Source organism: Novosphingobium sediminicola (assembly GCF_014196525.1).
Lineage (GTDB): Bacteria > Pseudomonadota > Alphaproteobacteria > Sphingomonadales > Sphingomonadaceae > Novosphingobium > Novosphingobium sediminicola.
Genome location: NZ_JACIDX010000014.1, coordinates 21,542 through 43,688, shown reverse-complemented (window position 1 = coordinate 43,688; position 22,147 = coordinate 21,542). Strand labels below are relative to the sequence as shown.

The 22,147-nt window shown below is 63.8% G+C and carries 20 protein-coding genes; 14 read left to right on the top strand and 6 right to left on the bottom strand.

Features of this window, described 5'->3' with window-relative positions; translation table 11 throughout:
* Positions 1-188: 188 nt before the first annotated feature.
* From GGR38_RS17090 to GGR38_RS17075, 4 genes are all read left to right on the top strand, one after another.
* Positions 189-1,625 carry a circularly permuted type 2 ATP-grasp protein gene (locus tag GGR38_RS17090; RefSeq protein ID WP_183627377.1) on the top strand — a complete coding sequence of 479 codons (1,437 nt, stop codon included), beginning with the start codon at positions 189-191 and terminating at the stop codon, positions 1,623-1,625.
* Between the two features lie 10 nt (positions 1,626-1,635).
* Positions 1,636-2,571: an alpha-E domain-containing protein gene (locus tag GGR38_RS17085; RefSeq protein ID WP_183627376.1), complete on the top strand. Its 936-nt coding sequence runs from the start codon at positions 1,636-1,638 to the stop codon at positions 2,569-2,571.
* Between the two features lie 15 nt (positions 2,572-2,586).
* Positions 2,587-3,405, top strand: a complete 819-nt coding sequence (locus GGR38_RS17080; protein WP_183627375.1) for a transglutaminase family protein — start codon at positions 2,587-2,589, stop codon at positions 3,403-3,405.
* Positions 3,406-3,579: 174 nt separating this feature from the next.
* Positions 3,580-4,329 carry a peptidase gene (locus GGR38_RS17075; RefSeq protein WP_183627374.1) on the top strand — a complete coding sequence of 250 codons (750 nt, stop codon included), beginning with the start codon at positions 3,580-3,582 and terminating at the stop codon, positions 4,327-4,329.
* A gap of 21 nt (positions 4,330-4,350) precedes the next feature.
* Here the strand turns inward: GGR38_RS17075 and GGR38_RS17070 are convergent, their stop codons facing one another.
* Complete coding sequence (locus GGR38_RS17070; RefSeq protein WP_183627373.1) at positions 4,351-5,175, bottom strand: creatininase family protein; 825 nt, start codon at positions 5,173-5,175, stop codon at positions 4,351-4,353.
* An 83-nt stretch (positions 5,176-5,258) separates the two neighbouring features.
* Positions 5,259-5,912 (bottom strand): extensin family protein, encoded by a 654-nt coding sequence (locus GGR38_RS17065; RefSeq protein ID WP_246404852.1) that lies wholly within the window; start codon positions 5,910-5,912, stop codon positions 5,259-5,261.
* 286 nt (positions 5,913-6,198) lie between these two features.
* On the opposite strand from GGR38_RS17065, the gene GGR38_RS17060 reads away from it, so the two are divergent.
* The 3 genes from GGR38_RS17060 (at position 6,199) to GGR38_RS17050 (ending at position 10,463) form a co-directional block, all read left to right on the top strand.
* On the top strand, positions 6,199-7,326 hold the full coding sequence (locus GGR38_RS17060) for a phosphoserine transaminase (RefSeq protein ID WP_183627371.1): 1,128 nt from the start codon (positions 6,199-6,201) through the stop codon (positions 7,324-7,326).
* A gap of 92 nt (positions 7,327-7,418) precedes the next feature.
* Positions 7,419-9,011, top strand: a complete 1,593-nt coding sequence (gene serA / locus GGR38_RS17055; RefSeq protein WP_183627370.1) for a phosphoglycerate dehydrogenase — start codon at positions 7,419-7,421, stop codon at positions 9,009-9,011.
* A 333-nt stretch (positions 9,012-9,344) separates the two neighbouring features.
* Positions 9,345-10,463 (top strand): ATP phosphoribosyltransferase regulatory subunit, encoded by a 1,119-nt coding sequence (locus GGR38_RS17050; protein WP_183627369.1) that lies wholly within the window; start codon positions 9,345-9,347, stop codon positions 10,461-10,463.
* Here GGR38_RS17050 and GGR38_RS17045 read toward each other — a convergent pair.
* A complete protein-coding gene (locus GGR38_RS17045) occupies positions 10,460-10,840 on the bottom strand; it encodes a winged helix-turn-helix transcriptional regulator (protein ID WP_246404850.1) in 381 nt (126 codons plus the stop codon). The genes GGR38_RS17050 and GGR38_RS17045 overlap by 4 nt on opposite strands.
* Positions 10,841-10,928: 88 nt before the next feature.
* On the opposite strand from GGR38_RS17045, the gene GGR38_RS17040 reads away from it, so the two are divergent.
* Entirely contained in the window at positions 10,929-11,672 is a 744-nt protein-coding gene (locus GGR38_RS17040; RefSeq protein ID WP_183627367.1) for an SDR family oxidoreductase, read from the top strand.
* 61 nt (positions 11,673-11,733) lie between these two features.
* Here the strand turns inward: GGR38_RS17040 and GGR38_RS17035 are convergent, their stop codons facing one another.
* On the bottom strand, positions 11,734-12,585 hold the full coding sequence (locus GGR38_RS17035; protein ID WP_183627458.1) for an alpha/beta hydrolase: 852 nt from the start codon (positions 12,583-12,585) through the stop codon (positions 11,734-11,736).
* 297 nt (positions 12,586-12,882) lie between these two features.
* On the opposite strand from GGR38_RS17035, the gene GGR38_RS17030 reads away from it, so the two are divergent.
* Positions 12,883-14,172, top strand: coding sequence for an adenylosuccinate synthase (locus GGR38_RS17030; RefSeq protein ID WP_183627366.1), 1,290 nt, complete (start codon positions 12,883-12,885; stop codon positions 14,170-14,172).
* Positions 14,173-14,386: 214 nt separating this feature from the next.
* Entirely contained in the window at positions 14,387-15,424 is a 1,038-nt protein-coding gene (locus GGR38_RS17025; RefSeq protein ID WP_183627365.1) for a winged helix DNA-binding protein, read from the top strand.
* Between the two features lie 28 nt (positions 15,425-15,452).
* Here GGR38_RS17025 and GGR38_RS17020 read toward each other — a convergent pair whose 3' ends face one another.
* Together GGR38_RS17020 and GGR38_RS17015 are read right to left on the bottom strand one after the other, a co-directional pair.
* On the bottom strand, positions 15,453-15,989 hold the full coding sequence (locus GGR38_RS17020) for a GDYXXLXY domain-containing protein (protein ID WP_183627364.1): 537 nt from the start codon (positions 15,987-15,989) through the stop codon (positions 15,453-15,455).
* Positions 15,989-17,149 (bottom strand): DUF2157 domain-containing protein, encoded by a 1,161-nt coding sequence (locus GGR38_RS17015; RefSeq protein ID WP_183627363.1) that lies wholly within the window; start codon positions 17,147-17,149, stop codon positions 15,989-15,991. Before GGR38_RS17015 ends, GGR38_RS17020 begins: the two co-directional genes overlap by 1 nt.
* A gap of 78 nt (positions 17,150-17,227) precedes the next feature.
* On the opposite strand from GGR38_RS17015, the gene GGR38_RS17010 reads away from it, so the two are divergent.
* The 4 genes from GGR38_RS17010 to speB all read left to right on the top strand — a co-directional run bounded on the left by GGR38_RS17010 (position 17,228) and on the right by speB (position 22,105).
* Positions 17,228-18,712: a DUF4139 domain-containing protein gene (locus GGR38_RS17010; protein ID WP_425497067.1), complete on the top strand. Its 1,485-nt coding sequence runs from the start codon at positions 17,228-17,230 to the stop codon at positions 18,710-18,712.
* A gap of 2 nt (positions 18,713-18,714) precedes the next feature.
* The gene (locus GGR38_RS17005; RefSeq protein ID WP_343059150.1) at positions 18,715-20,244 is read left to right on the top strand and encodes a DUF4139 domain-containing protein; all 1,530 of its coding nucleotides are present in this window, start codon (positions 18,715-18,717) and stop codon (positions 20,242-20,244) included.
* Positions 20,245-20,461: 217 nt separating this feature from the next.
* Entirely contained in the window at positions 20,462-20,986 is a 525-nt protein-coding gene (locus GGR38_RS17000; RefSeq protein ID WP_183627361.1) for a MarR family transcriptional regulator, read from the top strand.
* Positions 20,987-21,070: 84 nt separating this feature from the next.
* The gene (speB, locus tag GGR38_RS16995) at positions 21,071-22,105 is read left to right on the top strand and encodes an agmatinase (RefSeq protein ID WP_183627360.1); all 1,035 of its coding nucleotides are present in this window, start codon (positions 21,071-21,073) and stop codon (positions 22,103-22,105) included.
* Positions 22,106-22,147: the final 42 nt, after the last annotated feature.

The following is a 22,147-nucleotide window of genomic DNA, read 5'->3' as shown; positions in this document are numbered from 1 at the left end:
GCTAAAATCGGGCCAGAACCATGCTGTGCGCGGCGGACTTTAAAGGCAAATCGACACTTGTCTATACACCGCTATTTTTTCTTTCGCATACGCAGCAAGGCGCTTGGCAATGGCAGAAGTTTGTTGCAGCTTGAGCCCAGATAACCGGCCGTGGGTGTTCGAGCCGGACAGTATTCAAGGGGTGTTCTATGCCATCCACCACGATCTCGTCTTATGACGAGATGCTCGATGCCGAAGGGAATGTGCGTCCCGCCTATGCCGGCTATCGCGAGTGGTACGAGGCCCAAAGCCCCAAGTGGCTTGAGAAACAGGGCAAGAATGCCGAGGATGTGTTTCGCCGCACCGGCATCACCTTTAACGTCTATGGCGAGGATGCGGGGCAGGAGCGCCTGATCCCATTCGACATGATCCCCCGCATCATCACGGCGGATGAATGGAAGAAACTCTCGCGCGGGATTGACCAGCGGGTGCGTGCGCTCAACGCTTTCCTCCACGACCTTTATCACAAGCGCGAGATTGTGAAGGCGGGCAAGCTGCCCGAACGCCTGTTGGCGCAGAATGAGGCGTTTCTTCCTGAAATGGTGGGCTTTACGCCGCCGGGCGGGGTGTACACCCATATCGTGGGCATCGACCTTGTGCGCACCGGGCCTGATGATTTCATGGTGCTGGAGGATAATGCGCGCACGCCCTCGGGCGTCTCCTATATGCTGGAGAACCGCGAGACGATGATGGCGATGTTCCCCGACCTGTTCACCAAGGTCGCGGTGCAGCCGGTGTCGGATTATCCGCGCGCGCTGGCCCGTTCGCTGGCCGCCTGCGCGCCGCCCGCCGCGCAAGGGAGCGACCGGCCGGTGCTGGCGGTGCTGACGCCCGGCATTTTCAATTCGGCCTATTACGAACATGCTTTTCTGGCCGATCAGATGGGCGCCGAACTGGTCGAGGCAGGCGATCTGCGGGTGGTCGATGGCCGCGTCTGTATGCGTACCACGCGGGGCTGGCGGGCGATCGACGTGCTCTATCGCCGGGTGGACGACAATTTCCTCGATCCGCTGACCTATAATCCCGATTCGATGCTGGGCGTGGCGGGCATCATGGATGTCTATCGCAGCGGGGGCATCACCATCGCCAATGCGCCGGGCACCGGCATTGCCGATGACAAGGCGATCTACAGCTTCATGCCCGAGATCGTCGAATTCTACACTGGCGAAAAGCCGATCCTGAAGAATGTGCCGACGTGGCGGTGCAGCGAGGCTGACGCTTTGGCCTATGTGCTCGATCACCTGCCCGAACTGGTGGTGAAGGAGGTGCATGGCAGCGGCGGTTATGGCATGTTGATCGGGCCGACCAGCAGCAAGGGAGAAATCGCCGCCTTTGAGAAGAAGCTGCGCGCCAACCCGGACAATTACATCGCCCAGCCCACGCTTTCGCTGTCCACCGTGCCGATCTTTACCAAGGCGGGTCTGGCCCCGCGCCATGTCGATCTGCGGCCCTTCGTGCTGGTTTCGCCTCATGGCATCAACATCACGCCGGGCGGCCTGACCCGCGTGGCGCTCAAGAAAGGCTCGCTGGTGGTCAATTCGTCGCAGGGCGGGGGCACCAAGGACAGCTGGGTTCTGGCGGAATAAGGGATAGGATATGTTGGGACGTTCCGCCTGGGGCATTTTTTGGATGGCGCGCTATTTGGAGCGCGCCGAAAATACCGCGCGCTTGCTCGACGCCGGTTTCCGCATGGCGCTGACGCGCGGCAATACGGTGGCCAGCGATGAATGGCGCTCCGTGCTGGTCACGCTGGGGATGGATGACGGCTATACCGGCGATATGTCGGGGCCTGCCATCACCAACTGGTTGCTGCGCGGGGCGGGCAATGATGGGTCTGTGCTCTCCATGATGGAGGCTGCGCGCACGAATGCGCGCATGGTGCGCACCGCCATCACCCGCGAGGTCTGGGAAGTGACCAATGAAAGCTGGATGCAGCTTCAGTCGCTGCTGGCCAAGCCGGTCAAGGAGGCTGATCTGGGGCATGTCCTCGACGTCATCCGCCGACAGGCCACCAGCGTGCGCGGCGCGATGGAAGGCACGATGCTGCGCAATGATATTTTCAACTTTGCCCGCATCGGCACCCATCTGGAGCGGGCGGATAATACGGCGCGCATTCTGGACGTGAAATACCATGTGCTGCTGCCCTCGGCGGCCTGGGTGGGGTCGCGGCTGGACAATGCGCAATGGGAAATGGTGCTGCGCAGCGTTGCGGGCGAGCGGGCGTTTCGCTGGCTCCATGCCGGGGCGCTTGATCCCAAGGGGATCGCGCAATTCCTGATACTTGATGGTCGTTTCCCGCGCAGCCTGACCTATTGCCTGCGCAAACTGACCAGCAATATGGAATGGCTGTGCCGCGATTATCATCAGGAAACCGCCGCCTATCTGATGCAGAAAGAGGCCAGCGACAAGCTGGGCAAGACCACGATCACCGATATTTTCGAACATGGCCTGCATGAATTCATCACCGAATTCCTCGCCACCAACCGTCTGGTGGCCGATGCCATTGCCGCCGATTACCGTTTCACCGAATAGGCCCGGAGCCAGCCCATGCGTATCTCGATCCAGCACCAGACGCATTACCGCTTTGACCAGCCGGTCTGGCACGGGGTGCAACGCCTGCGCCTGACGCCGCGCGACTGCGCGATGCAAAAAGTGCTGGGCTGGCAATTGTCGGTGCAGGGCGGGGCGATCGAATGTTCCTATGAGGATCACAACCGCAACCTCGTCTCGCTGATCTCGCTGGGCACGGGCAATGGCGAGATCACGATCACCGGGCAGGGCATGATCGAAACCTATGACAAGGCGGGCGTGGCGGGCGCGCATACCGGTTTCATGCCGCTCTGGATCTTGGCTAATCCGACCGAATTGACGAAACCTGGACCAAAGATCCGCGCTCTGGCCGCAAAATTCAGCCATGACGGCAGCAACACTATTGCCACGCTGCACGATCTGATGGCGGCGGTGAACAAGGCGGTGGTCTATGAGGCGGGGCATACCGGCGCGGCCACCACCGCAGAGGCCGCGTTGGCGGTAGGCAAAGGCGTGTGTCAGGATCATGCGCAGGTGTTCATCGCGGCCGCGCGCCTGATGGGCCTGCCTGCGCGCTATGTATCGGGCTATCTGGTGATCGAGGGGCGCGTGGATCAGGGTGCGGGCCATGGCTGGGCCGAGGTGCATGTGCCGGGGCTGGGCTGGGTCGGGTTCGATGCGGCCAATGATACCTGCCCGGACGACACCTATGTGCGCCTTGCCGTCGGCGCCGATTACCGCGACGCCGCGCCTGTCACCAGCATGGCGCAGGGCGGGGGCGCGGCGGTGCTGTCGGTGGCGGTTCAAGTGGCCCAGCAGCAGGTGGTGGAACAGTAAAGCCTCCCTACTATCCGCCCTATCGGAGCCTACGCAGGGGAGCGGTGACGCGATCCTTGGTATTTTGCCATAGGGTCACGCTCTCAAGGCCATCTTTCCTTGACTGTAGCAGGCATTATTGTGCAACCGCAGCCTAAGGATTCGCGCGGGGTATAGCGCTATAAGGGGAAGCAAGTGACCTACTGTGTTGGCATGATGCTGGATGCCGGTCTGGTGTTGATGAGCGACACCCGCACCAATTCGGGCGTCGACAACATCTCGACCTTCCGCAAGCTGTTCCATTGGGAAGTGCCGGGCGAACGGGTCGTGGCGCTGATGACCAGCGGGAATCTGGCGACAACTCAGGCGGTTGTGTCTAAGATCGAGGAACGTTTCAAGCTGCCCAGCGAACGGCACAATTGCGTGCTGGAGGCCTCGACCATGTTTCAGATGGCGGGCATCGTGGGCAAGACTCTGCGCGAGACGATTGCCGAGCGCGACGCCGATGTGGGGCCGCAGGCGGCGGGGCAATTTGGCGCAACGCTGATTCTGGCCGGACAGATCGAGGGGCAGGAGCCGCGCCTGTTCATGATCTATCCCGAAGGCAATTTCATCGAGGGCACGCTCGACACGCCGTTTTTCCAGATTGGCGAGACGAAATACGGCCGCCCGATCATCCTGCGCGGCTATGACCGCAAAATGGCGTTCGAGGATGCGGTCAAATTGCTGATGGTCAGCTTTGATTCGACGCTCAAGGCCAATCTGTCGGTGGGTATGCCGCTTGATCTGGTGGTGATCGGACGCGACGATTTGAGCATCAAGTATGAGCGCCGGATCGAGGCCAATGATTCGTGGTATCGCGTGATCTCGGCCAGTTGGAGCGACAGTCTCAAGGCCGCGCTTGACGGGCTGCCGGACTTTCCTTTTCACATTGCCCGGAACTGATTCTGACTGGCGGCAAGCCCGTTATTTCCGGCAAGCTCCGGCGGATTTGAGCGCCGCGCCCAATTCCGCACTGGCCAGACGCACGCGCATCGCGCCAAATTCGCGGCCGATGCGCGCGTTGGCCCCGGTGGGGTCGCCCGAGTAGCCAAGGCCGTTGACCGGCCCGTTGCCGTCATTGTCGATCGTGCCGGGCAGATAGGGGCCGGGGCGCACCAGCGAGGGATCGACCGCCAGCGTTTCGGCCGTATCCCACAATCCGCCATGGCCGCCGCCCACCTTGCCCTCGGCGCGGATGGCGGCCTCGATCTCGCGGCGGGCGCGGGTATAGCCGTCGGAAATGTAGAAGACCTGCGCGCCCTTGTCGGCAAATTCGGCGTTCAATCGGGCGGCCACATCGGCCAGCGGCCTCTGGCTGGGGCCATGTTCGCTCATCAGCGCGACGCGGCGGAAACCGCCATTGATAAGGCTGCGCGCAACATCTTCGTTAACGGCGGCAAAGACTTCGGGGCGCAGGCTGATCGTGCCGGGAAAGGGCGTCACATAGGCCGGATTGGGCGCATAATGCAGCACCGGCGCAATCAGCGCATCGCCCACATTGCGCGCAATCGCCTCGCCATAGGCGCGGATGCGCGCGGCATGTTTGCCCAGCGCGACATAGGGGCCGGTTTCCTCGGTACCGCCGCTGAACACGATAACCACCGGACAACCCTTGTCTATTCGGGCCTTCAGCTCTTGGGTGGTGTAATCGTCGAGCCAGACGCTGGGCGGACGCGGGATGACGCGTGGGGCGGCAAACACAGGCCCGGCACAGGCCATCAGGCCCAGAGCAAATGACAGACGAAACATGGCCCAAACCCTCCCGAACAGCGGGCCAGATTGGGGCGAGCCCCCCCTTTGTCAAGCTGGACGATGGTTAACGACAGTCCCGTTTAGTGACAGACGCCATTGTTCATCAGATCCACATGCAAATGATTGCGGTGGGCGGCATTGAAATCAGGCCCTAATGTGGTGCCAAAGCGGCGGCAGGCCGATTGGTGAACGGTGTGGAGAAATTCGCGCTCGGCCGGATCGTCCGAATTCCATCCGTTCAGCACGGTGATTCGCCGCCCGTCGGCCAGCACGAAGGCGGCCACATCGATGGCATTGCCGGTGGCATGGGCGCTGCGCTTGTCGGTGCCCGCCACATTGCGACAGCTATAGCTGCCCATGGTTTCGATGCGCGCCAGCGGGCTGCCCAGAATCGCGCGGGCGGCGCGGTCCACCCCGAATCGCGCCCATCCGGCAAAGGTATTGGCCAGCGGGCAGGTGACGGGGCCAAGATTGGAGATGTTGAACGACTGGCTGTCGCCCGACAGGCTGGCCAGACGCACTGCGTTAAAGGTCGCGCATCCCGCGCCATAATATTGATCGGGCAGGGGCGTGAAACCGGCGGCCTTGGCGCCCAGATCGGACAGGCATTGCCCTTCGTCCGGGCGGATGGGTTGATAGGCGATGGTGGGCTGCGGGCGGGCGCGATGGGGGGCGTCGGGAATGGCCCCGCCGCATCCGCTCAGCGTGAGGGTGACGGCGAGAGTGGCCAGCAATGATAGTCCTCGGGGCTGTTCCATATGGCGTGATGAACCCTGTGGTGGCCTGACCTATGTAATGTTGCGTGGTTAAAGTGAGGTATATCATCGGTTTGAACGGGCCGATATTTGCGCAGGAAAATGCCGCAATTTGACCGAATTGGCGCGGGAATCTTCACAAGGCGCCGCGAATTTTCCCATCTGTTGCAAAAAAGTCTGCTTGACTGTTCCGCGCCGATCTCTAGAGCGACCGGCGGGCCACGCGGTCCCAACGCCGCGCGTGCTCTCTGTAAGGAGAGACTACATGACTATCCAAGTTCCGGCTAAGAAGCCGGCTCGCCCCTTCTTCTCGTCGGGGCCCTGCGCCAAGCCGCCAGTCTACGATCTCGCCAAGCTCGCGACCGAGTCGCTGGGCCGTTCGCACCGCGCGAAGATCGGCAAGACGCGTTTGGCCTATTGCATCGACCTGATGCGCGAAATTCTCCAGCTCCCTGAAACGCACCGCATCGGCATCGTGCCCGGTTCGGACACGGGCGCTTTCGAAATGGCGATGTGGACCATGCTGGGCGCCAAGCCCGTCACCACGCTTGCATGGGAATCGTTCGGTGAGGGTTGGGTCACCGACGTTGCCAAGCAGCTCAAGCTGGACCCCACGATCATCCGCGCCGATTATGGCCAGATCCCCGATCTGAACACGATCGACTGGTCGAACGACGTGCTGTTCACCTGGAATGGCACCACCAGCGGCGCGCGCGTTCCTAACGCCGATTTCATCCCCGCCGACCGTGAAGGTCTGTCTTTCGCTGACGCCACCTCGGCGGTGTTCGCTTACGACATCGACTGGTCGAAGATCGACGTCGCCACCTTCTCTTGGCAGAAGGTTCTGGGCGGCGAAGGCGGCCATGGCGTGCTGATCCTCGGCCCCCGCGCTGTTGAACGCCTCGAAACCTACACCCCCGCATGGCCGCTGCCCAAGGTGTTCCGCCTTGTGTCGAAGGGCAAGCTGGCCGAAGGCGTGTTCAAGGGCGAAACCATCAACACCCCCTCGATGCTGGCCGTTGAAGACGCGATTTTCGCGCTGGAATGGGCCAAGGATCTGGGCGGTCTCAAGGGCCTTCAGGCTCGCAGCGACGCCAATGCCGCCGCGCTGAACAAGATCGTTGAAGAGCGTTCGTGGCTCTCGCATCTGGCCGCTGATGAAGCGACCCGTTCGAAGACCTCGGTGTGCCTCTCCGTTGAAGGCGCGGACGCCGACTTCATCAAGAAGTTCGCCGCTGTGCTGGAAAAGGCGGATGCCGCCTATGACATCGCGGGCTATCGCGATGCGCCTGCGGGTCTTCGCATCTGGTGCGGCGCCACGGTCAATGTCGAGGATATCGAAGACCTCGGCGCATGGCTCGATTACGCCTACGCCACTGTAAAAGCTGGCTAACGTCAAGGCTGGCTAAGCCAAACTGATTTTGCAGGGACGCGCCAAAGCCGTCCCTGCACATTCTCCCCTATTCACATGAGGATACGATTCCCATGACCGAGACCCGTAAGCCCCGCGTCCTTATTTCGGACAAGATGGACCCCAACGCCGCCCGCATCTTTGCCGAAATGGGCTGCGATGTGGACGTGATCACCGGCGAAACCCCCGAACAGCTGATCGCCCGCATCGGCGATTATGATGGTCTGGCCATCCGTTCGAGCACCCGCGTGACCAAGGAAGTGCTGGACGCCGCCACCAACCTGAAGGTCATCGGCCGCGCCGGTATCGGCGTGGACAACGTTGATATTCCTTACGCCAGCGCCAAGGGCGTTGTTGTGATGAACACGCCTTTCGGCAACTCGATCACCACCGCCGAACACGCGATTGCGATGATCTTTGCTCTGGCCCGCCAGATCCCCGAAGCCAACGAGCAGACGCAGGCTGGCCTGTGGCCCAAGAACGGCTTCATGGGCGTTGAAGTCACCGGCAAGACGCTCGGCCTGATCGGCGCGGGCAACATCGGTTCGATCGTCGCCTCGCGCGCTCTGGGCCTGCGCATGAAGGTTGTGGCTTACGATCCGTTCCTGACGCCCGAGCGCGCCGTGGAAATGGGCGTGGAAAAGGCCGACCTCGACACGCTGCTGGCCAAGGCCGACTTCATCACGCTGCACACCCCGCTGACGGCTGAAACCAAGAACATCCTGTCGAAGGAAAATCTGGCCAAGACCAAGAAGGGCGTCCGCATCGTCAACTGTGCGCGCGGCGGCCTGATCGACGAAGCGGCTCTGAAGGAAGCTCTGGATTCGGGCCATGTCGCGGGCGCCGCTCTCGACGTGTTCCAGACCGAACCGGCCAAGGAATCGCCGCTGTTCGGCACCAAGAACTTCATCTGCACCCCGCACCTTGGCGCTTCGACCACCGAAGCTCAGGTCAATGTGGCGCTGCAGGTTGCTGAACAGCTTGGCGAATATCTGACCACCGGCGGCGTGACCAACGCGCTCAACGTGCCTTCGCTCTCGGCCGAAGAAGCCCCCAAGCTGCGCCCCTACATGGCTCTGGCCGAACGTCTGGGCAGCCTCGTGGGCCAGCTCACCCCCTCAGCCGTGGCGCGCATCTCGATCCACACCGAAGGCGCGGCGACCGAACTCAACGCCAAGCCCATCGTGGCGGCCGTTCTCTGCGGCTTCCTGCGCGTTCAGTCGGCCACGGTGAACATGGTCAACGCTCCGTTCCTCGCCAAGGAACGCGGCCTTGAAGTGCGCGAAGTGAAGACCGAAAAGACCGGCGACTACCACACGCTCATCCGCGTCTCGGTCAAGACCGAAGCGGGCGAACGCTCGGTGGCCGGTACGCTGTTCTCGAACGCTGAACCGCGCCTCGTCGAACTGTTCGGCATCAAGGTCGAAGCCGAACTGACCGGCGACATGATGTATATCGTCAACGAAGACGCTCCCGGCTTCATCGGCCGCATCGGCACGCTCCTTGGCGAAAACGGCATCAACATCGGCACGTTCAACCTCGGTCGCCGCGAAGCCGGCGGCGAGGCGGTCCTGCTGCTCTCGGTCGACAGCCCGGTCGCTGGCGAAGTGCTCGACGCTGCGGTCAAGTTGCCCGGCGTGAAGCGCGCTAAGGCGCTGGCGTTCTGATCTGAACGTTAGGGTTTGAAGGATTAGGGCGGGGTCTCGGATGGGGCTCCGCCTTTTTCTTTGCCTCCGGCGGGCAAAGGGCGGGGGCCCTTTGCAATCCCATTATGGGGTGGCGCTATGGTTCGGCGGGGGTGTTCGCACGATTGGTTTTAAAGCCTGCGGCGCGGCGAAGCAGCGTAAAAAGCGCCGCAGGCCTTAACAATTCTAACGGCGCGTCTGACACTCAACGCTGAACCCATGGCGCAACATATACAGTAATGGGAGCGCGAGGGACGAGTCCCTCGCATCTATTCTGCCTTCCTAAATCTTCAAACCCCCGCTAAAGCCCGCCCCATGATGGACACCGAAACCCGCGATTTGCTGCCCGAGGGCCTGGAAGACCGACTGCCGCAGGATACGGCGGCCGCCACGCGCATTACGCGCGCGATCATGGATGTGCTCGACAGCCATGGCTATGACCGGGTTCAGCCGCCGGGGGTGGAGTTCGAGCGCTCCTTGGCCAGTCGCATGGCGGGCATCGAGACGCGGCGCATGGTGCGCTTTATCGATCCCTCGTCCCTGCGGATGATGGCGCTGCGCAGCGATATTACGCCGCAGGTGGGCCGCATTGCCGTCACGCGTCTTAAGGATGCCCCGCGCCCGCTGCGTCTGGCTTATGCCGGACAGGTGACGGCGATCAAGGGCGATGGCCTCGATCCCACGCGCGAGCGTTTGCAGATCGGCGCCGAACTGATCGGCCATGCGGGCACGGCGGCGGCGGGTGAAGTGGTGGCGGTTGCCATCGAGGCGCTTCAGGCCGCTGGCGCCACGGGGATTTCGGTCGATTTCACGATGCCGGGTCTGGTTGATGCTCTGGCCGCCGGGCCTTGGCCGTTGACGCCTGCGCAATTGGACGCCGTCCGCCGCGAGCTGGACGCCAAGGACGCTGGCGCTTTGGTCACTGAGGGCGGGGCGGCTTATCTGCCGCTGATCCACGCCACCGGGCCGCTGGACGCGGCGATTGCCCGCCTCGAAGCGCTGGCCTTGGGCGAGGTGCTGGACGAGCGCATCGCCGCGCTGCGCCAGATTGCCGCGCGCCTGCCTGCCGGTGTTCGCCTGACGCTGGACCCGACCGAGCGCCATGGGTTTGAGTATCAGAGCTGGTTCGGCTTCCAGATTTTTGCCGATGGGGTGCGCGGCGCGGTGGCGCGTGGCGGGTCCTATTCGATTCTGGGCGAGCCGGCGGAACCGGCGGTGGGCTTCTCGCTCTATCCCGATCCTCTCATCACCGCGCTTGCCGCGCATGAGGCGCCGCGCGATCTGCTGTTCCTGCCGCTGGGCCATGATACGGGCGCGGCTGCGCGGCTGCGCGCGGTGGGCTGGCGCACGGTGGCGGCGCTGGGCGATGCCTGCGATGCGGCGACGCTGGGCTGTACTCACCGGCTTGAAGGCGACGAGGTGGTTGCGCTTTAATCTGCGCTGAGGAAGGCGTCGAACCGGCTTCGCGCGCCTTCCACTTCCTCCAGATGGGCTTCGGCCCATTGCCAGACCCCGCAGAACGCGGCGCTCAGGCTATGGCCCAGCGGCGTCAGCTCATAATCGACGCGCGGCGGGATGACCGGGTGGATGGTGCGCGTCACCAGCCCATCGCGCTCCATTGCGCGCAGGGTCTGCGTCAGCATCTTCTGGCTGATCCCCGGCACGGCGCGGCTCACTTGCGTAAAGCGCATAACCCCGCCTTCTTCCAGCACTTCCAGAATCAGCAGCGTCCATTTGTCGGCCACCCGTCCGATCAACTCGTTGACGAGCGCATCGACGCGCGGATCACTGGGGGGATAGTTACTCTCCATTGGGTAAGTATAAATCTTTTGGGTGCCTTCTTCAATCCAGAGAGCGAAGGCGTACATGGAGTGTCGCACCCTCCAAAGGAGATATTCCATGCAGACCAGCGGCAACACCATCCTCATCACCGGCGGCACCTCGGGCATCGGGCGCGCCTTGGCCGAGAGGTTTCAGGCAGGCGGCAATCAGGTCATCATCGCCGGGCGACGTCAGGCTTTGATCGACGAGATCATCGCGGCCAATCCCGGCATGGCGGGCTTTGCGATGAATATTGACGATCCGGCCGATATTGCCCGCGCCGCGCAGGAGATCATTGCCGCCTATCCCGCGCTCAACGTCCTTATCAACAATGCGGGCATCATGCGTTTCGAGGATGCCGCCAGCGCGCGCGACCTGTCCGATGCGGAAGGGATGATTACCTCCAACCTGCTCGGCCCGATCCGCATGACCGATGCCTTGATCGACCATCTGAAAACGCGCGAAAACCCGGCCATCGTCAATGTCACTTCGGGGCTGGCCTTTGTGCCTCTGCTCTCCACGCCCACCTATAATGCCACCAAGGCGGCGCTTCATTCCTATACGCTGGCCCTGCGCGCGCTGCTGGCCGGGCGGGTCGAGGTGATCGAACTGGCCCCGCCCGCGGTTCAGACCGACCTGACGCCGGGGCAGGCGACCCGCGAGGGCTATCTGCCGCTGGCGGACTTTATCGACGAGGTGATGGGTCTCTTCGCGCAAACCCCCACCCCGGCCGAGATCAATGTCGAGCGCGTGCAATTCCTGCGCCGTGCCGAGATCGAGGGGCGGCTGGACCAGACCATCGCCATGATCAACGCGCATTGATGCGTTTTGCATTCAGGCTGACGCGAATGCAAAGCAACGCTCAGGCGCCGCGCGGGCTAGGTTAAACCCCGAATACGCCCTTCAACCAGCGGTCCACCACCGGGGTTGCGGCATAGTCGGGATCGCCCAGGCGACGGTTGATCTCGACATGCCCCTGCAATCCGCGCCCGTCAAAGCTCTGCGTCTCGACCTGCGCGCCCGCGCCCCGCAGCGCCCCGGCCAGAGCTTTGGCCTGCGCCAGCCCATCCTCGCGCTGAACATTGATGAACAGGAAGCGCGAGGCATTGGGCGCGGCGGTGTATGTCAAAGGCGAGAGTGCGCGCTGGCGGGCGGGATCATCGCCAAAGGCCTGCTTATACCGGCCCTGCATATAGGCCCCCGCCGCGGTCATTTGCGCGGGCACATCATAGGCGGCCCCATCAATCGGCAGAACCCCGGCCAGATCCCCCTGCGAGAGGCCGACTCGCGCCAGATAGCGTTCATCCGTGCCCAGCAGCGCCACCAGATGCGCGCCCGCCGAATGGCCCATCAGCACGATGCGATGCCGGTCAATCCCCAACCGATCCGCATCCCCGATCAGCCGCGCCAAGGCCGCCGCCACATCGCCCGCCTCATCCTCAACCCCCACCTGCGGCACGAGGCGATAGTTGATGCTGGCAAAAGCATAGCCAAGCGATGTGTAATGCGGGGCCTTCCACCCGCCCGTCGCATTGTCCTTATTGCCCTGGGTCCAGCCGCCGCCATGGACAAAGACCACCAGCGGGGCCTTGGCGTTACCCCCTGCGGGCGGGGTAAAGTCCAGATTTTGCATCGGATCGGCGCCATAGGCGATGGTCTGATGCGCGGGAGCAGCGGGGGCAGGGGCGCCCTTGTTCGCCGCCCGCGCCATGCGCCGCATCATCATTGCGCCCATCAGCAATTGCGATTGGGCGGGACAGGCCGCAGCCATCATGGCCGCCATGCTGAGCCCGCCGATCATACGATGAAGGAGGGATGCCATCGAGGGTCGATCCTTGTTCTGGGTCATGCTTTTATCGGCATAACCCATCGCGCGCGCTAAGGCCATTGACGGCGCGCATCAGTCTGGGTAACGGCGCGGTCGAAATCGGGGGCTTTCCTTTGGGAATCGCGCCCCATCGTCCCATCCGCTGCGCCGAGTCCTGTCGAAGGGCGCTTCTGGATCCGCTTGGCAGGGTGAGGGATTCTATCCATGGCAAATGTGACCGTTGTCGGCGCCCAGTGGGGCGACGAGGGCAAAGGCAAGATCGTCGACTGGCTGGCCAGCCGGGCCGATGTGGTGGTGCGTTTTCAGGGCGGCCATAATGCCGGCCACACGCTGGTCGTGGGCGAAAAGGTGTACAAGCTCTCGCTGCTGCCCAGTGGCATTGTGACCGGCACGCTCTCGATCATCGGCAATGGCGTGGTGCTCGACCCCTGGGCGCTCAAGGCCGAGATCGAGAAGCTGGAATCGCAGGGCGTTGTCATCAACACCGAGAATTTCTCGATTGCCGAGAACTGCCCGCTGATCCTGCCGATGCACCGCGATCTGGACGCTCTGCGCGAAACCGCTGCGGGCGCTGGCAAGATCGGCACCACCGGTCGCGGCATTGGCCCGGCCTATGAGGACAAGGTTGGCCGCCGCGCGATTCGCGTGTGCGATCTGGCGCATCTCGATTCGCTCGATGCCCAGCTTGACCGCCTTTGCGCCCACCACGATGCGCTGCGCGCCGGTTTCGGCCAGCCTGCGGTGGACCGCGAGGCGCTGATCGCTGAGCTCAAGGAAATCGCGCCCTTCGTCCTGCAATTTGCCGAGCCGGTGTGGAAGCGCCTGAACACGGTGAAGAAGGCGGGCGCCCGCGTGCTGTTCGAAGGCGCGCAAGGCGTGCTGCTCGACGTCGACCACGGCACCTATCCGTTTGTTACGTCGTCGAACACCGTGTCGGGCACGGCGGCCAGCGGTTCGGGCATGGGCCCGTCCTCGGCCGGTTTCGTGCTGGGCATTGTGAAGGCTTATACGACTCGCGTCGGCTCGGGTCCGTTCCCGACCGAGCTGGAGGACGAAGTGGGCCAGCGTCTGGGCGAGCGCGGCCATGAATTCGGCACCGTCACGGGCCGCAAGCGCCGCTGCGGCTGGTTCGACGCGGTGCTGGTGCGCCAGTCTTGCGCCATTTCGGGCGTAACCGGCATTGCGCTGACCAAGCTCGACGTTCTTGACGGGTTTGAAAAGGTGAAGATCTGCACCGGCTATCGTCTGCGCGGCAAGGTGCTGGATTATTATCCGTCGCACGCCGCCGATCAGGCCGCTGTTGAGCCGATTTACGAGGAAATGGATGGCTGGCAGGGCACGACCGCCGGTGCGCGTTCGTGGGCCGATCTGCCTGCGCAGGCGATCAAGTATATCCAGCGCGTTCAGGAATTGATCGAAACGCCGGTCGCACTGGTTTCGACCAGCCCCGAGCGTGAGGACACGATTCTGGTGCGCGATCCCTTTATCGATTGATATTGATTTCAAGGGTTTGAAAAGGGCCGTCCGGCTGCCTTTATGGGGCATTCGGACGGCCTTTTCGTTTGGCGGGGCGGGGCAATTGCCTCCGAAACGGATGATCTGTTCTTCTCTGTTTTCTAAATGTTCCATTTTTGATCTTGACGATGTTCTGGTTTGTTCTAGGTTCTACGTATTCCTACTAGGAACTTGAAAGACGGAGTCGGATATCATGCTCAATGCGCCCTATGCTGGTTTTTCGGATGCCGCCGATGATTTCGCCTATGGTTCTAGCCATGATGTCTCGGGCCTGCGGATGAAGGTTTCGATCTTTGCCGACCGCCCGCATCTGCGCGATCAGATGCGCGAGGATGCCGAAGGTGCCGGTTTCCGTCTGGCTCAGGCCAGCCCGATTGCTCACCTGCTCTCGGGCGAGGCGATGCCGTTGGGCGATGTCGTGCTGCTCGATTGCCCGGTTGTCGATGGTGAGGTTTTGGCGGCGCTTTCGCGGCTCGATCTGCGCGCGGGACATACCGGCGCGGCGCTGGTGGTTTCGACCAGCGTGGATGCGCTTGACGATGTGTTCGGCTGCCTCGATCAGTCCGACCCGCAAATTCTGGTCAATCCCAGCCGCGCCGAACGCCTGATCGCGCTGGGTCAGGTGATGGCGCGAATGCCGGCCAAGCGCGTGCGTGAATTGTCGGACGAGGATCGCATGGTGCTGCTGCGTCTGACCGAACAGGTCACGCAGATCGGTGAGCGGTTGAACACGCTGACGCCAGGAATGAGCGGCGGCATGAGCGGCGGTATGAGCGGCGCGGCAACACAGGCGACCCCTGCGCAGAATAACGCCGCCTTCCGCTTTGACGGCATCGCCAAGGATGCCGCAGGCGACAGGCTGGTGAATGCGCCGCGCCCGCAAATGCCCGATCCGCGCATGGTCCGCCGTATCATCCGCCAGCGCCAGATGCGTGCGCGCTTTTTCGACGGCGATCTGTTTGCCGATCCGGCATGGGATATGCTGCTCGACCTGACGGCGGCTCATGTCGAAAAGGCCAAGGTGTCGGTCACCAGCCTGTGCATCGCGTCGAGCGTGCCGCCCACCACCGCGCTGCGCTGGATCGGCCAGATGACCGAGGCGGGGCTGCTCAAGCGGATCGAGGATGAATCAGACCGTCGTCGCGCCTTCATCACCCTGACCGACAAGGCCGCCGATGCGATGGCGGGCTATTTCGCTGATCTTGGCAATTCGGCCAACCGCGCGGTGTGAAGAGAAGGGGGCCGGGCGCCCCCTTCGTTCAGGGCTGGGTGCTGACCGCAGGCTTGGGTTGAAAGCTCAGGCGCAGCGGGACGATTTCTCCATCGGGCTTGAGGCGAAAACGCAGGATCGCCTGTTGCGCCGGATTGCTCAGCGCGCGCTGCAATCCGGCGGCATCGCTTTGGGGCACAAAGAGACGGCCTTCGCGCGGAACGGTTGAGGTCAGGCCCGGACCTTGCGGCGGTGTTCTGGCGATGCCCTGACAATCCTTGGTCTGATCCTGATCGGTCATCGTGGTCGTGCGGCGGATGGCGGGGGCCTCGCCTTCGATACAGAGCCGGGTGAGGGAGGAGGCATCTTCTCCGGCAAAACCCGGGGTCAGGGAGGCCCCACTGTCCTCAGGCCAGATATAGCTGAAGCGGACATAATGCCCGCGCAGCGGGTCGCGCGGGTCATAGCCGGTCACGGCCACGTCCCATTCCACGCCCTGCGCCGCCGATTGCCGCGTTGCGTGCCAGCTATAGCCAAGGCCCGCCAGCGGCAGCGCGATGACCAATGTGCGCAGCAGGCCGCGCATCACGCGATCCCCCGCGCCGGGGCAAAATGGCGGGTGATGCGCAATGCCCCCCATGCCACGCCCAGCACCAGCAGCCCGCCAAGGATCAGCCCGACCCCGCTGGCCAGCAATCCGCCCGCCTCTTCAAAAGCCAGAATGATCAGCCGCAGCGCCACCACCGCGACGGCCATTTGAAACGCCCAGCGCGTTTGGGCATGAAGTGCCGCCCCGGCCAGCCCGGCCCACAGCACCATGAACAGCAGCCCCACCGCCAGCCCATGCCCGCCCAGCCGGTCCGCCGCCAGCATGGCCAGCGCCAGCATTGCGAAAACGGCAGCGCTGGCTTTGCCCTGCACGGTGCGGTCTGCCTGCCACAGCGCCAGCCCTGCCAGACCCAGCACGCCTGCCACCGCCATCAGCGCCGCATCGACATTGCCTTGTCGGTCGCCCGCCCCGCTCCCATGCCCCCAATCGCCAAAGCCCGAGGTGATGACAAACAGGCTGACCGCGCCGATGGCATAGGCAAAGCCTATCTGGCCCAACCGTCCCCAAAATCCACCATGCGCCGAACCGCCGATCATAAAGGCCGAAAGCGGCGTCAATAAAACAGGCAGCGCGCATTCGATGGCGCCCCGGATCACGCCCGGCCCGGCCTGTCCGGCCGAAAAGCCCAGTGCCGGATCGCCAAAGCGCATCCATGGCAGCGCGATGCATCCTCCCGCCAGCAGCGTCGCGGAAAGCCAGCCCTGACCTGCTCCCAGCAGCAGCGGGGCAAACAGGCCCAGCCACAGGCCAATGGCCATCCATGTCGGCGAACTGGTCTGATAGACCTGCCCCAGATGGCCGATGAAACCCAGACCCAGCGCGGCAAACACGAAGATCCCCACCTCGGCCCAGCGCCGCGTGGCATCGGCTCCCTGCGCCGGCAAGGCCCAGAGCGCAGCCCCCAGCCCCAGCAGCAGGGCAGCATGGAGCGCGAGGCGCGTTTCGCCATTGATGGCCGCCCAATTGGCCGCCACCAGCGAGATGATCCCCAGCCCGATCGACAATCCGGCCAGCCCCACCACCGCCCAGAGCGCGACCGGGCGGCTGTGTTGCGCCTCCCATGCGCGGATGCGGTCGGCGGCGGCCGCGTCGATCAATCCCGCCGCCACCCATGCCTTCAGTTTGCGTTCAGCCATAAAATCATCATGCTATGGCAGCAGTAAAGGTCAAGCTAACTTGGCACATAGATTATGGCGATAAGGGGCGATGCAAAGATGAAGCGGCAAGCGGCAAATTGGGCGCCTTTGTTGTTGGGCGCGATGACTTGTGGCGCAGGGGCATGGGGCACCGTCGCCCATGCGGCCCCGGCCAGCGCGCAGGGTCAGGTGGCGATCACGATTTATAACAATGATCTGGCGCTGGTTCAGGATGTGCGGCAATTGGATTTGCCCAAGGGGCGGGCCTTGACCGAATTTGCCGATGTTTCGGCCCAGATCCGGCCCGAAACGGTGACGATTGCCGCGCCGGGCGCAGGCGTGGTCGAACAGAATTTCGATTACGATCTGCTCAGCCCGGAAAGGCTGGTGGACAAAGGCGTAGGGCAGGCGGTGACGATCATCCGCACCAACCGCGCCACGGGCGTGGAAACCACCGAGCGCGGCACGATCCTTGCCAACAACAACGGCACGCTGGTCCAGATCGGCAACCGGATCGAGGTGCTGGGCGATATGGATGCGCGCCTCGTGTTCGACCAGTTGCCCGAGGGCCTCAAGGCGCGGCCCACGCTCTCGGTCACGCTGGATGCGGCGCAGGCGGGCAGGAGGCCGGTGGCGCTGTCTTATCTCTCGCGCGGGTTCAGTTGGAAGGCCGATTATGTCGCCATGTTCGATGAAAAGGCGGGCAAGCTGGATGTGCAGGGCTGGGTCACGCTGAACAACACCAGCGGCACGACCTATCCGGCGGCGAAATTGCTGCTGGTGGCGGGCGCGGTGGGCGACGGCGCGCCGCAGCCCCGTTTTCGCCCGGCCCGGCCCGTGGGCATCGTCGGCACGCAGGCCGCAGCGCGCGAGCAGGTGGGCGATTTCTACCTCTACCCCATCGCCAATCCCACCACGCTGGCGCAGGCGCAGCAAAAGCAGGTCAGCTTTCTGGACGTGAAGGGGGCGAGCGCGACCAAGTCCTATTGGTATCGCAACGCCTGGCTTTCCACCAATGACGAGGCGCAGAGCTTTGCCAGCGTCATCAATTTTTCCAATGCGCGTGAGGGCGGATTGGGCGATGCGCTGCCCGCAGGCACGGTGCGGGTCTATATGCGCGATGCGTCCGGCGCGCCGCAATTCGTGGGCGAGGATAATATCGGCCACACGCCGATGGGATCGACCCTCGCGCTGAAAACCGGCGATGCGTTTGACGTGAAGATCCAGCCCACGGTGGAAAAGCGCGAGAAGATCGACACCGCCGAATGGGAGCGCGTGGCCCAATATCGCATCACCCGCGATGGCCAGAGCCAGATCGTTTCGATGGACGCGCCCAAGACGTATTGGCGCACCCATATGGCCTATCGCCTGACCAATGCGCGCAGCGTGCCGGTGACGGTCGAGGTGGTGCAGGCCGGACTTGATCGCGGATGGCATGACACGCGCATTTCGGCCGAAAGCGCCAAGGGCGAGCAGCGCAATGCCGACGAGCGCGTGTGGAAGATCACCATCCCCGCGCAAGGCTCGGTCAATCTGACCGCGCAGATCGACGCACGGTATTGATCGTGCGGCGGATCGTGCTGGGCGCGGCCCTGATGGCCGCCGCGCCCATTCAGGCGCAACAGATGGTGACATCACCCGCCCCGACGAAAGTGGCGGTGACCATCTATCGCGCGCCCGACCGTGATGCGGGGCAGGCGATCGACCCGGCGTGGCTGCGCGGTTATGCGCTGATTTCCGAAGAGCGCGAGGTGGCGATCCCGGCGGGCGATGCCACGATCCGTTTCGAGGGCGTGGCGGCGGGCATGATGGCCGAAACCGCGCTGGTCGAAGGGCTGGGCGCGGGGGTTTCGGAAAAGAACCTCGATGCCGAGCTGCTCTCACCGCGCAATCTTTACGCGCGTGTCTTTGGCCGCCCGGTCACGCTGCGCCGCACCGACGCCAAGGGGCACACCCGTGAGGAGGAGGCGATCATCCGATCCGCCCCCGACGGCGCGGCGATTGTCCAGACCAGGGCGGGTTTTGAGATCGCCAGCTGCGGCGGACTGAAAGATGCCATCGCCTATGATGGCCTGCCCGAGGGGCTGAACGCGCGGCCCACGCTGTCCATCGCCACCCATGCGGCCTCGGCGCAAAAGGCGCGGGTGAGGCTGACCTATCTGGCATGGGGCTTCGACTGGCAGGCGCATTATGTCGTCAAACTGGCCCCTGGCGCGCAGGCTGCAGAGATGACGGCTTGGGTCACGCTGGCCAATGGCGACACCACCGGATTTGCGCAGGCGCAGGCCGCCGTGGTGGGCGGCAAGCCCAAATTCGAGCAAAGCCGCGAGGAGCCTGCCCAAACGCAGGAACTGGTGCTGCATTGCCAGCTTTCGCCGGTGCAGGCGCCCTTTGGCGGTGAGGCCATGCCGGTCTTTGCGGTGCCTCCTGCCCCGCCCGCGCCGGTGGTGGCGATGATGGCCGATGTGGTGGTCACGGCGCGCAAGCGCATGGCCCCGGTGGTGGTGAAGGAAGAAGTGCTGGGCGATCTGCGCCTCTATCGCGTGCCTATGCCCACCAATGTGGCGGCCCATGGGCAAAAGCAGGTGGCGCTGATGGCGGCGCGGCGGGTGAAACTGGGGCTGATCCACCGCGCGGACGTCGATGTGGCGGCGCAGGATGGCGAGAGCCAGCGGGCGCGGATCAGGCTGCGCATGGCCAACCGCAAGGTCGACGGGCTGGGCCTTGCGCTGCCCGCTGGCGGGGTGGCGGTGGTGCAGCAGGTGGGCGCGGCGGCGCTGCCGGTGGGCGAGGGCGCGATGGCGGACAAGGCCGTGGGCGAGACGGCCAATATCGAGATCGGCGCCTCGCCGCAGGTGCGGCTGGAAAGCAGGACGCGGCGGATCAATGATCGCGAGGAGGCGATCACCGCTACGGCGCGCAATGCCAACCGCTGGCCGGTGCATTTCGAATCGCAGCAACTGCTGCCCGACGGCGCGCGGGTGGTTTCGGCCTCGGTCAAGCTGGGGCAGCAGGACGGACATCCGCTTTGGGCGGTGACGATCCCGGCGGGGGGCAAGGTTAGCCTCAGTTATCGATTGCAGTTGCCGCGCTGAAGGACGCTTTGAAAAGCATCGGCTTTTTGTCCTGATCGGACCAATTGGGTGAAAACTCCGCGCAAACCGCAAGGCTCTGTGCGTCTTTTGCATCTGCAAAATGGGCGCAAAATCGGCGCAAAGCCTTGCGTGCAACTGCACAAATTGGCAATGGCGCCCAATCTGTATATATTCCATACAGTCATTGGCACTACCACCCAGAAAGGTTCCCCCGCCCGTGCTCGATTCTCGCGCTCCTCGCCGCCGATTGAACGATGCCGATGTTGCCGAAATCGAAGTGCCCGAAACCGACGGGCTGGCGGGCGCGATCAATACGGCGGGGCTGGAAAGCCTGCTGGGTTTCAATCTGGGCATTGCCTATGCGGCGCTTTCGTTCGATCTTGATCCGGCGCTGCGGCTGATGGATCTGACGCCGAAACAGACCTCGATCCTCTGGCTGGTTCAGGCCAATCCGGGCGTCACGCAATCCCAGCTTGCCCGCCTGTTCCGCATGCGCCGCGCCACCATCCACCAGATGATCGCCAGCCTGACGCGCAAGAACCTGCTGGTGCTGGAAAGCATCGAGAGCGACCGGCGCGCGCAGGGCCTGTTCATCACCGAGGCGGGCAAGGTCGCCTTGGTCGAGGCGCAAAAGGTGGTGGTGCCCATCGAGAACGCCTTTGCGGGGGTGCTGACCGAGGCGGAAATGGGCATGGCGCTGGAACTGCTGCAAAAGATTCAGGCCGGGCGCAAGCTGGGCTAAGCCGCCTAATACGCCATTTGCGCGATTGCCGCGCCCGTGTCTGCGCGCTCATCTCTGCACCATAAAAAGCAGGGGTGAAAAACGATGCCATTCGATCTGGATGAACTGCGCCGGTTATACGCCGGGGCCGGCGGGGGCGATATGCATGACCCCCATTTGCGCGAAGTGGCCGGGCTGAATTTCAAGGATGGCGACAAGCGCCAGTGGCCCTTTGCCAATCCTTCGACGCTGCTGGGCGCGCCCTATATGCCGGGCGGGCTGAATTATGAATTGCTGCGCGGGCTGGATGTGGCGCTGATCGGGGTGCCGATGGATCTGGGCGTGACCAACCGGCCCGGCGCGCGCTATGGCCCGCGCGCCTTGCGGGCGGTGGACCGGATCGGGCCTTATGAACATGCCTTGCGCATCGCGCCGATGAACATGCTGCGCGTGGCCGATCTGGGCGATGTGCCGATGAACAGCCGCTATGATCTGGCCGGATGCCATGCCGATATCGAGGCGGCCTATCGCATGATCGCGCGCACGCGGGCGGTGCCGCTGTCGGTGGGGGGCGATCATTCGATCACCGGCTCGATCATGAAGGGGCTGGCCGAACGCAGCGGGCCGATGGGCATGGTCCAGATCGACGCCCATTGCGATACGGGCGGCATGTGCGAAGGCTCGCGCTTTCACCACAGTGCGCCCTTTCGCGAGGCAGTGCTGGCGGGTGTGCTGGACCCGCGCCGCTGTGTCCAGATCGGCATTCGCGGCGGGGCGGCCTATCTGTGGGAATTTTCCCATGCCAGCGGGATGACCGTGATCCATGCCGAGGAAGTGCAGCAACGCGGCATCGACTGGGTCATCGCCAAGGCGCGCGAGGTGGTGGGCGACGGGCCGACCTATGTCAGCTTTGACGTGGATGCGCTCGATCCTGCCTTTGCGCCGGGCACCGGCACGCCCGAGGTGGGCGGCCTTTCCACGCGAGAGGCGATTGCGATCCTGCGCGGGCTGGCGGGCATCGACATCATCGGCGGCGATGTGGTCGAGGTGGCGCCCGAATATGACCCCGGCACGATCACCGCGCAGGCGGGCGCCCAGATGCTGTTTCAACTGCTCTGTCTGGTCGCGCTGCGCACATGACCGATAGCCAGCGCCGCACCGCCATGGCATGACCGGCCCCGG